General features: G+C 59.8%; 1 protein-coding gene. It reads right to left on the bottom strand.

What is annotated here, in order from left to right; genetic code table 11:
* A partial coding sequence (locus tag ACGVWT_RS19235) for a hypothetical protein (protein WP_394427844.1) occupies window positions 1–235 on the bottom strand: 235 nt, incomplete at its 3' end.
* Window positions 236–400: the final 165 nt, after the last annotated feature.

The following is a 400-nucleotide window of genomic DNA, read 5'->3' as shown; positions in this document are numbered from 1 at the left end:
AAAAATGCGGCAGGGCAGGTACCGGGTTGCTGAACGAGGCGAGGGCATCCAGCGGCGACATGTCCAGCGGGCTGCCGACGCGATCGCCGATGGCCACGGTCATTGGCCAGCCGCACAGGTGCGCGCGGGCCATGATCGCTTCCATGGCGGCGAAGCGTTCTGCAGAAGGCTTGGGGACGAACTCCATGACGCAGACGAAGTTCTGTTCGCGCAGCGCGGTTTTCAGCAGGCTCATGTGGCCGGGCACCTGGTGTGGTCAGGGTGGCATTGTGCGGCAGAAGGCGGGCGGGGTCATGTCCGGATGCGCAGGGTGGTGCTCTGAATGAGACATCATCATGATCATGAAAAAATCTTGGGTTCATCTCAAATTTAATGAGTTTGTCTCAAACCGGTCTCAACC

Origin of the sequence: Sphingomonas sp. S6 (assembly GCF_043498045.1) — a bacterium.
In the GTDB taxonomy this organism is placed as follows: domain Bacteria; phylum Pseudomonadota; class Alphaproteobacteria; order Sphingomonadales; family Sphingomonadaceae; genus Sphingomonas.
This window is presented reverse-complemented; position numbering and strand designations above follow the sequence as displayed.